This is a genomic window from Streptomyces sp. NPDC107521 (assembly GCF_055598485.1).
The window spans coordinates 119,891-128,335 of sequence record NZ_JBVKAT010000003.1; the positions used below are offsets into that span (position 1 = coordinate 119,891).

Annotated in this window: 7 protein-coding genes and 1 pseudogene; 6 read left to right on the forward strand and 2 right to left on the reverse strand. The window is 79.3% G+C overall.

The genetic code is table 11. The features are described from left to right. Nucleotides 1-563 precede the first annotated feature (563 nt). From ACZ7LB_RS06575 to ACZ7LB_RS06600, 6 genes and pseudogenes are all read left to right on the forward strand, one after another. Nucleotides 564-737: pseudogene (locus ACZ7LB_RS06575) on the forward strand (O-antigen ligase family protein); the annotation flags it as partial. Next, nucleotides 734-2,527: a lipid II flippase MurJ gene (locus ACZ7LB_RS06580; protein ID WP_471465706.1), complete on the forward strand. Its 1,794-nt coding sequence runs from the start codon at nt 734-736 to the stop codon at nt 2,525-2,527. The pseudogene ACZ7LB_RS06575 and the gene ACZ7LB_RS06580, both read left to right, overlap by 4 nt. A gap of 37 nt (nt 2,528-2,564) precedes the next feature. After that, entirely contained in the window at nt 2,565-3,254 is a 690-nt protein-coding gene (locus ACZ7LB_RS06585) for a polysaccharide deacetylase family protein (protein ID WP_471466050.1), read from the forward strand. A 1-nt stretch (nt 3,255) separates the two neighbouring features. Further along, complete coding sequence (locus tag ACZ7LB_RS06590) at nt 3,256-4,407, forward strand: glycosyltransferase (protein WP_471465707.1); 1,152 nt, start codon at nt 3,256-3,258, stop codon at nt 4,405-4,407. Nucleotides 4,408-4,586: 179 nt separating this feature from the next. Further along, the gene (locus ACZ7LB_RS06595; protein ID WP_471466052.1) at nt 4,587-5,273 is read left to right on the forward strand and encodes a YveK family protein; all 687 of its coding nucleotides are present in this window, start codon (nt 4,587-4,589) and stop codon (nt 5,271-5,273) included. Further along, nucleotides 5,270-6,412, forward strand: a complete 1,143-nt coding sequence (locus ACZ7LB_RS06600) for a GNAT family N-acetyltransferase (protein ID WP_471465709.1) — start codon at nt 5,270-5,272, stop codon at nt 6,410-6,412. Before ACZ7LB_RS06595 ends, ACZ7LB_RS06600 begins: the two co-directional genes overlap by 4 nt. A gap of 305 nt (nt 6,413-6,717) precedes the next feature. Here ACZ7LB_RS06600 and ACZ7LB_RS06605 read toward each other — a convergent pair whose 3' ends face one another. Continuing rightward, nucleotides 6,718-7,896, reverse strand: coding sequence for a glycoside hydrolase family 26 protein (locus ACZ7LB_RS06605; protein WP_471465710.1), 1,179 nt, complete (start codon nt 7,894-7,896; stop codon nt 6,718-6,720). A 198-nt stretch (nt 7,897-8,094) separates the two neighbouring features. Beyond that, nucleotides 8,095-8,445: LPXTG cell wall anchor domain-containing protein (locus ACZ7LB_RS06610; protein WP_471465711.1), on the reverse strand; the 351-nt coding region annotated here is incomplete at its 5' end.

The following is an 8,445-nucleotide window of genomic DNA, read 5'->3' on the forward strand; positions in this document are numbered from 1 at the left end:
CCGCGAGGGCCTCCGGAGTCACGGGCGTGCCCCGTGCCGGGGGAACCGGCGGTGGCGCAGACGTGCCCGGCGCCCGGACGCCAGCGGGCGTGCCCGAGGTGCCTGGGGTCCCCGGGGTGCCCGGAGGGCCCGGGGTGCCCACTGCCCCCGAAGGGTCCGGTGTCCTCGGAGGGCCCGGTGTCCTCGGAGGGCCCGGTGTCCTCGGAGGGCCCGGCGCCAAGGAAGCACCCGGCGCCGGGCGAACCGACGGGGCCGAGGGAGCACTCGGGCCCGTGTCGGCGCCCGCTGCCGTGGAAGCCCACGGTGCCACCGGAACCCCCTGGACCACCAGCGCCCCCGGGACCCCCGGGAGCGTGGGAGCGCCCTGGGCCGTCGCCTCGCCCGGGGCCGTGGCGGTCCTCGGCGCCACGGGGGGACCCCGAGCCACGGGGGCGTCGCGTACCACGGGGGCGCCGGGCGCCACCGGTACCCACCGTGCCGGGGACGTGCCCGACGCCGCTTCGGCGCCAAGTACCCCGAGGGCAAAGGGAGTCACGGGCGCGACCCGCGCCGGGGGGACCCGTCGGGCCGAGGGGGCGCGCGGGGCGGACGGCTGCGCGCTGACCGCCTGCGGGCTGCTGCTCTGGCAGCTCACCGACTTCGCCTACGCCGACATCGGCGGTCCCTCGACCGTGCTGACGGCCGTCTGCCTCGGCCTGGCGGCCCACTGGGCGCTGGGCCCCCGGGAGGCGGTGTGACGGACCTCCCCTCCCCCGCTCTCCCGGCCGCGCCGCCAGGGACGACGGACGCCCCGGCACCGTCCGGCCGCCCCGACCGGTCCTCCGGGGGGTTCCTGGCACGGGCCGCGCTGCTGACGGCGGCCCTGTCGGTGGCCGGCTCCGTGCTGGGGCTGGCCCGGGACCAGGCGCTCGCCCGGCTGTTCGGGGCCGGCAGCGGGACGGACGCGTTCCTGGTGGCCTGGACGGTGCCGGAGTTCGCGGCGACGCTGCTCATCGAGGACGGGCTGGCCTTCGCCCTGGTCCCGATGTTCAGCCTGGCCCTGTCCCGCCGCGCCCGGGACGGCGCGGGCGACCCGGTCCGCGCCCTGACCGCCTCGACCCTGCCCCGGCTGGCCCTCGTCTTCGCCGCCACCGGCGCCCTGCTGGCCGCCGCCGCGCCCTGGCTGGTCGGGGTCCTGGCACCGGGGCTGCCGGACCGGGCGCTGGCGGTGGACTGCACCAGGCTCACCGCGACCTGCGTCCTGAGCTTCGGCCTGGCCGGCTACTTCAGCGCGGCCCTGCGCGCCCACCGCCGCTTCCTCGCCCCGGCGGCGATCTACGTCGCCTACAACGCCGGTGTCATCACCACCATGCTCCTGCTGGGCGGCCGGTGGGGGGTGCGCTCGGCGGCGGCCGGGGTGGCACTGGGCGGCTGCCTGATGGCGGCGGTCCAGCTCCCCTCCCTGCTGAGGGAGCTGCGCCGCCCCGCACCTCCGGCGGCACCCGTGTCCCGGCCCCCCGGACCGGAGGACGGCCGGGCCGGGGCCACCGGACCCCGGCCCCCGGGGCCGGCCCCGGCCCCGGACGTCACAGCCGTCCCAGCCGTCCTGGACGCCCCGGACGTCACAGCCGTCCCTCGCGCCCCGGGCATCCCCGCCGCCCCGCGTCCCCTGGCCACCGGCCTGTTCGGCGCGGTCCTCCTCTTCGCGCTGTGCCGCCAGTCGCAGGTGCTCATCGAGCGGTTCCTCGCCTCGGGGCTGCCGTCCGGGGCCATCTCCCACCTGAACTACGCCCAGAAGGTGGCGCAGATCCCGATGACCCTGTCGCTGATGCTGTGCACGGTCACCTTCCCGGTGGTGGCCCGCGCCCTGGCCGACGGCGACACCGCGGGCGCCCGCGACCGGGTGGAACGGGACGTGGCGGTGGCCGCGTTCCTGGTGCTGCTGGGCACGGCAGCGGTCGTCGCCTGCGCCCCCGGGATCACCCGGCTCCTCTTCCAGCGCGGCGCGTTCACCCCCGCCGACACGGCGGCCACGGCGGGCGTCATGCGGGTGTACGCGCTCGGGCTGCTCGGCCAGACGGTGGTGGGCGCGCTGGCCCGCTCCTACTTCTCGGCGGGCCGCGCCAGTTGGTACCCGCTGGGCGCGATGGCCGCCGGGATCGCCGTCACCGCCGGGACCGGGGCCGCCCTCGCGCCCTCCTGGGGCGTCACCGGCATCGCCGCCGCCAACGCCGCCGGGATCACCCTCTCCGCCGCGCTGCTGCTCGCCGGGACCGGACCGCGCGGCGTCCCGCTCCGGGTCCGGCGCGTCCTGGCCGACCTGGGCCGGGCGGTCACGGCTGCGGCCCTGGCGGCGCCGGCCGGGGCGGTGGCCGCCGACCGGGTCCCCGGCACCGCCCTCCAGGTCGCCGTCGGCACCGCGACCGCCACCGGTGTCCTCGTGCTGCTCGGCCGCGTCCTGCGACTGCGGGGCCTCGCCCCCGTCCCCGCCCTCGTCCGCTCCGTCACGCAAAGGCTTCCGCATGGCCGTAACCGCAGCGTCCGCTGACGCCCGCCCGCGCCCCGGCGCGGTCCCCTGGGTGGCGATGTACCACTCCGTGGGCGACCGCTCCGACGACCCCTACCGGATCACCGTCACCCCCGAGCGGCTCGACGCGCAGCTCGGCTGGCTGCGGCGGCACGGACTGCGCGGGGTGTCCGTGGCCGAGCTGCTGGCCGAGCGGGCCCGCGGCGGCGGCCGGGACCTGGTGGGGCTGACCTTCGACGACGGCTACGCCGACTTCGTCGAACACGCCCTGCCCCGGCTGCGGCGCTGGGGCTGCGGCGCCACCCTGTTCGTGCTGCCGGGGCGGCTCGGCGGCGTCAACGCCTGGGACCCGCTGGGCCCGCGCCGGCCCCTGCTGAGCGCCGACGGCATCCGGCGCGCCGCCGCCGAGGGCGTCGAGATCGGCTCGCACGGCCTGGACCACATCGACCTCACCACCGCGGACGACGCCGCGCTCCGGGCCGAGACCGCCGGGAGCAGAGCACTGCTCGCGGAGGTGACCGGTGCTCCGGCCGCCGGGTTCTGCTACCCGTACGGCGCGCTCGACGGCCGGGCCGTGGCCGCCGTCCGCGCCGCCGGGTACCGCTACGCCTGCGCCATCGACCCCGGCCCGCTGACCGGCCCGCACGCCCTGCCCCGCGCCCATGTCGGCCAGCGCGACACCGCCGTCCGGCTGCTGCTCAAGACCCGGCTGCACCGGCTGCGCCGACGCCCCCCGGCGGGGGTGTGAGATGCGGGCCCTGCACATCATCACCGGCCTCGGCGTCGGCGGCGCCGAACAACAGCTCCGGCTGCTGCTGCGGCACCTGCCGGTCGACTGCGACGTCGTCACCCTCACCGAACCCGGACCGGTCGCCGCCGGGCTGCGGGCCGACGGGGTCCGGGTCGCCCACCTCGGCATGGCCGGCAACCGCGACCCGAGCGCGCTGCCCCGCCTCGTCCGCCTGATCCGGAACGGCGGCTACGGCCTCGTCCACACCCATCTCTACCGGGCCTGCCTCTACGGCCGGATCGCCGCCCGGCTGGCCGGGGTCCGCGCCGTCGTCGCCACGGAGCACTCCCTGGGCGACTCCCTGATGGAGGGCCGCCCCCTCACCCCGGGCGTGCGCGCCCTCTACCTGGCCGGGGAGCGGCTGGGCCGCACCACGGTCGCCGTCTCCCCCACCGTCGCCGCCCGGCTGCGCCGCTGGGGCGTGCCCGGGACCCGCATCGAGGTCGTCCCCAACGGCGTCGACCTGGCCCGCTTCCGCTTCGACCCGGCGCTGCGGCTGCGCACCCGGCACCGGCTGGGCCTGCCCGACGGGGCCTTCGTCGTCGGGGGCGTCGGACGGCTGGTGGCCGGGAAGCGGTTCGGCGTCCTCGTCGACGCCCTCGCGCTGCTGCCCGGCGACTGGCGGCTGCTGCTCGTCGGCGGCGGCCCCGAGGAGGAGCGGCTGCGCCGGGCCGCCCACCGCGCGGGGGTCTCTGGCCGGGTCGTGTTCACCGGCGTGCGCCCCGGCGTCCCGGACGGCTCGCCCGGCCCCGGCCTGCCGGCCCTGACCGCCGCCATGGACGTGCTCGCCTCCCCGTCCGCCGAGGAGGCGTTCGGCCTGGCGGTGGTCGAGGGCCTGGCCGCCGGGCTGCCGGTGCTCCACACCTCCTGCCCCGCCGTCGAGGACCTGCCGCCGGACGCGGCGCCCGCCGCCCGCCGGGTCACCGGCGGCGCCCCGGAGTTCGCCCGCGCGCTCGCCGCGGTCCGCGCCGCCGGACCCCGCCCCCGTACGGCCCCCGAGGCCGCCCGCCACTACTGCATCACCCGCAGCGCCGCCCGTCTGACGGACGTGTACGCCCACGCCCTGACACCCGCGGCGCGCCCGGCACCCCAGGGAGTCAGCCCCGCATGACCACCACCGGACCCACCGCCACCGCCACCGCCAGGGACAAGGACGAGGGCACCGCCGGCGCCAGGCCCACCGCCAAGGCCCGGGCCAGGGCCAGGCGCGCGGCCCGGGACGCCGCGGCCGAGGCCCCGGCCGCCCCGTTCGCCCCGGCCGTACCCGCCGCCGACACCTCCGACCCCGCCGTGCCGCCCGCCCCCCGGCGGCGGCGCAGGCCGCCCCGCTGGATCCTGCTCCCCGCGGGCGTCCTCGCCGGGGGACTCCTCGGCGGTGCCCACGGCCTGACCACACCGCCCGAGTACACGGCCACCAGCTATGTCGTCGCCGTCGCCGCCGAGGGCACCGACCCGGCCTCCGCCCTCGGCTTCGCCCAGGCCTACGGCCGGGTCGCCACCCAGCTCGCCGTGCTGGGGGACGCCCAGGCGCGGGCCCGGGTGCCGGTGGCGACGCTGGAGCGGTCCGTGCGGACCGCCACCTCCCCGGACGCCCCGATGATCGCCGTCGCCGCCACCTCCACCCGTCCCGCCCGGGCCGTCGCCATGGCCGACGCGGTCTCGCTCGCCCTCACCCGGCACGCCGACGCCGAGGCCGCCGACACCCGGGTCCGGCTGCGCCCGTTCGCCCGCGCCACCGAGCCGGCCGCCCCGTCCTCCGCCTCCCCCGTCCTGACCGCCCTGGTCGGCGCGAGCGCGGGCGGCCTGCTCGCCGGGCTCGTCCTGCTGGTCCGCCCCCGCCGCGCCGCGGGCCCGCCGGGCGGCCGCCCCGCCCCCGGAACCGCCCCCGGGGCCCCCGGAGCCGCCGTGCCCGGCCCCGCCCCGGCACCCGCCGGGCGCGCCGTCGCGACCGCTCCCGACACCACCGCCCGGCCGTGACCCTCACCCACGAACTCGTCACCGACACGGGTGACTTCGCCGCTCTGGCGCCCGACTGGCGGCGCCTGTACCGGCGGTGCGCCGCCGCCACCCCGTTCCAGAGCCACGCCTGGCTGCACTCCTGGTGGCTGTCGTACGGCCGCCCCGGGCGGCTGCGGCTGCTCCTGGTCCGCGACGGCCCCGACCTCGTCGCCGCCGCGCCGCTGATGCGCGTCCACCGCCCCCTCCCGGCCCTGGTCCCGCTCGGCGGGGCCGTCTCCGACCACGGGGACGTCCTGCTGGACGACGACCGCGGACCGGCAGCCGCCGCCGCGCTCGCCGACGCCCTGTCCCGGACGGCCCGCACCGCGCTGGTCGACCTGCGCGAGGTGCGGCCCGGCGCCGCCGCCGAGGCCCTCCACGCACACTGGCGCGGCCCCCGCCGGGTGCGGGACGACTCGCTCTGCCTGGAGCTGCCCGCCGTCCCGATGGACGCGCTGATCGCCCGGCTCCCCGCCGCCGGGGCCCGGCAGCGGGCCCGCGCCCAGCTGCGCAGACTGGACGCGCTCGGCGTCAAGAGCCGCCCCGTGCTCCCCGAGGAGACCGGGGAGGCCGTCCGCCGCCTGCTGGAGCTGCACCGCCTGCAGTGGCGGGACCGCGGGGTGACCGGCGAACACCTGCGCCCCCGGTTCCACGAGCACCTGGCGCGTGCCGCCGGCCCGATGGTGGCCGACGGGGACGCCGTGGTCACCGAGTTCCGGCTGGACGACGAGGTGGTCGCCGTCGACATGACGCTGTGCTCGCCCCGGCTGGCCGGGGGCTACCTGTACGGCGCCCACCCCCGGCTGCGCGAGCTGCGGGCCGACGTGGCGGTGATGCTGCTGTCCGCCTGCGCCGGGACCCTCACCGGACCCGGACCGGAGGCCGACGCCGGGGACCCCGGCACGGGTACCGGCCCCCGACCCGCCGTGCTGAGCCTGCTGCGGGGCAGCGAACCCTACAAACGGCACTGGCACCCCCGCCCGGTCGCCAACCGGCGGCTGCTGCTCGCCCGGCGCCGCACCGCACCGCTGCTGGCGGCGGCCCTGGGCGGCGCCGCCGCCCGGCGGACCGTCCGGGAGCTGCTCCGCCGCGGGAAGTCCGCCGACGGCGGGGACTGAGCGGCCGGGGGCGGGACCGAGCGGCGCGCCCCTCCCCCGGGCGGTCCGCCGGGACGCCGGGACCCCGCGGCCCGCCGGCCACCGGGGCTCCCCCGGCACCGGGGAGTCCGGGCGGACCGGGACGTCCGGCGGGCGGTCCCGGCGGCGGGGCGGCGCGGGCCGCGGCGGCCCCCCGGTCCCACCCCTCGACCACCCGGGCCCACCCCTCGGTGCCGCGGCGGCCTCCCGGCTCGGCCCTCGGCGCGGGCGGCGCCGCCCCGGCCGACGCCCCGCCGGGCCCCGGCTCCGCCCCGCCGCCACGGGGGCTACGTTCGCGGACCGCCGGTGCGGCCCCGGAGCGCGGCCCGGTAGACGGCGCTCGCCCGGGGGTTGTCGCCGCACTGCCAGACGCCGTGCGGGCAGTAGTCGGTGAGCGTCTGGTAGAGCGGCCGGTGCTCGTCCATCCAGGCGAGCATCCCCCGCATGTACTCCGCGTTGTCGCCGTTGCGGAACAGCCCCCACTCCGGGTAAGAGACCGGCTTCCCGTGCGCCTTCGCGAAGTCCACGTGCGCCTGAAGGCCGTACGGCTCCCGCACCTGCTCCGCGAAGGGCATGCCGCGCGGCTGGTCGTAGGCGTCCATGCCGATGACGTCGACGACGGCGTCGCCCGGGTAGCACGCGGTCCAGGGCACCGCGTCCAGCCCGCGGCTCGGCGTGAAGTCGAAGCGGAACCGCTGGCCGGGCACGGCTCGCATGGCGGTGACGATCCGGTTCCAGTACGCCTTCCACGCCTCCGGGTCCGGGCCGCAGCGGTGGGTGTAGGTGATGCCGTTCATCTCCCAGCCGAGCACCAGCACGGTGTCCGGGACCTCCAGGGCGACCAGCCGCCGGGCCAGCGCCCGGAAGTGGTGGTCGAACTCCCCCGCCGCGCCCCGGCGGAGCAGCCGCCGCACCTCGCGGTCGCCGACGCCCTCCTCGTTCCGCTCCAGCATGGGCACGTTGAGGACGAGCGTCCGGTCGGCGCCGCCGGTGCGCCAGTCCGCCCAGAGGTCGAGGAAGCCGGGGGCGCCCTCGATGTTGCTCCAGCGGTCGCCGGGCAGATAGGTGTGGCCGACCCTCACCTCGGCGCCGCCCAGCCACCGGCTCAGCCCGGCCATCCGCGCGACACCCCGGGGACCGTAGTCCAGATAGGCGCCGAAGTCCGGACCCGACGGCCCGGCCGACGCCCCTGCGGGCGCCGCAGTCCCGGCCGCCTCGGCGGCCTCCTCCTCCGGCGCGGGGACCCGGGCCGGGTCTCCGGACGCGTCCGGCGGAACGGCCGCGCCGGAGGGAGGCCGGGGGGACCCGGCCGGCGCGTCCGCGCCGGTCAGGGAACCCGCCATCAGTGCCGCCACCGCCGCCAGCGCGCTCGCGGCCACCGCCCACGCGAGGCGCCTGCCCGCGGGCCCGGTCCCGGCGCCGCCGGTCCGTCGCCGACGGGGTCCCCTCGCTCCCCGATCCCCCATACCTGCTCCTCTCCTGCGCTCGCCCGACGTCCTTCGGCACCCGGTCGTCCGAAGCCCCCTCATGGCTCCGGCGGGGCGCGCCGGGGTCCGCGCCCGGGCCGCGGCCGACGGGCGCGCCGCGGCCGGGCACGCGTCGCCCCCGGCCGGTGGTGCGGTACCGGCCGGGGGCGACAGCGGGACGGGGCCGCGGCCCCGGGGTCAGCGACGGGCGGCCACGCGGCCCCGCCGGAACAGGATCATCCCGCCGGCCAGCAGCACGGCACCGGCGGCAGCGGCGCCCAGGGCGCCCTCGGTACCGGTCTCCGCCATGGCGGGCGGCTTGCCGTGCGGGTGCGGACGCGGGTGGTGCGAGGGCGGGGTCTCCTCGTCACCGTAGGACGGGGGCTCCTCCTCACCGTAGGACGGGGGCTCCTCCTCACCGTAGGAAGGCGGCTCCTCCTCACCGTACGAAGGAGGCTCCTCCTCACCGTACGAAGGAGGCTCCTCCTCACCGTACGAAGGAGGCTCCTCCTCACCGTACGAAGGAGGCTCCTCCTCACCGTAGGAAGG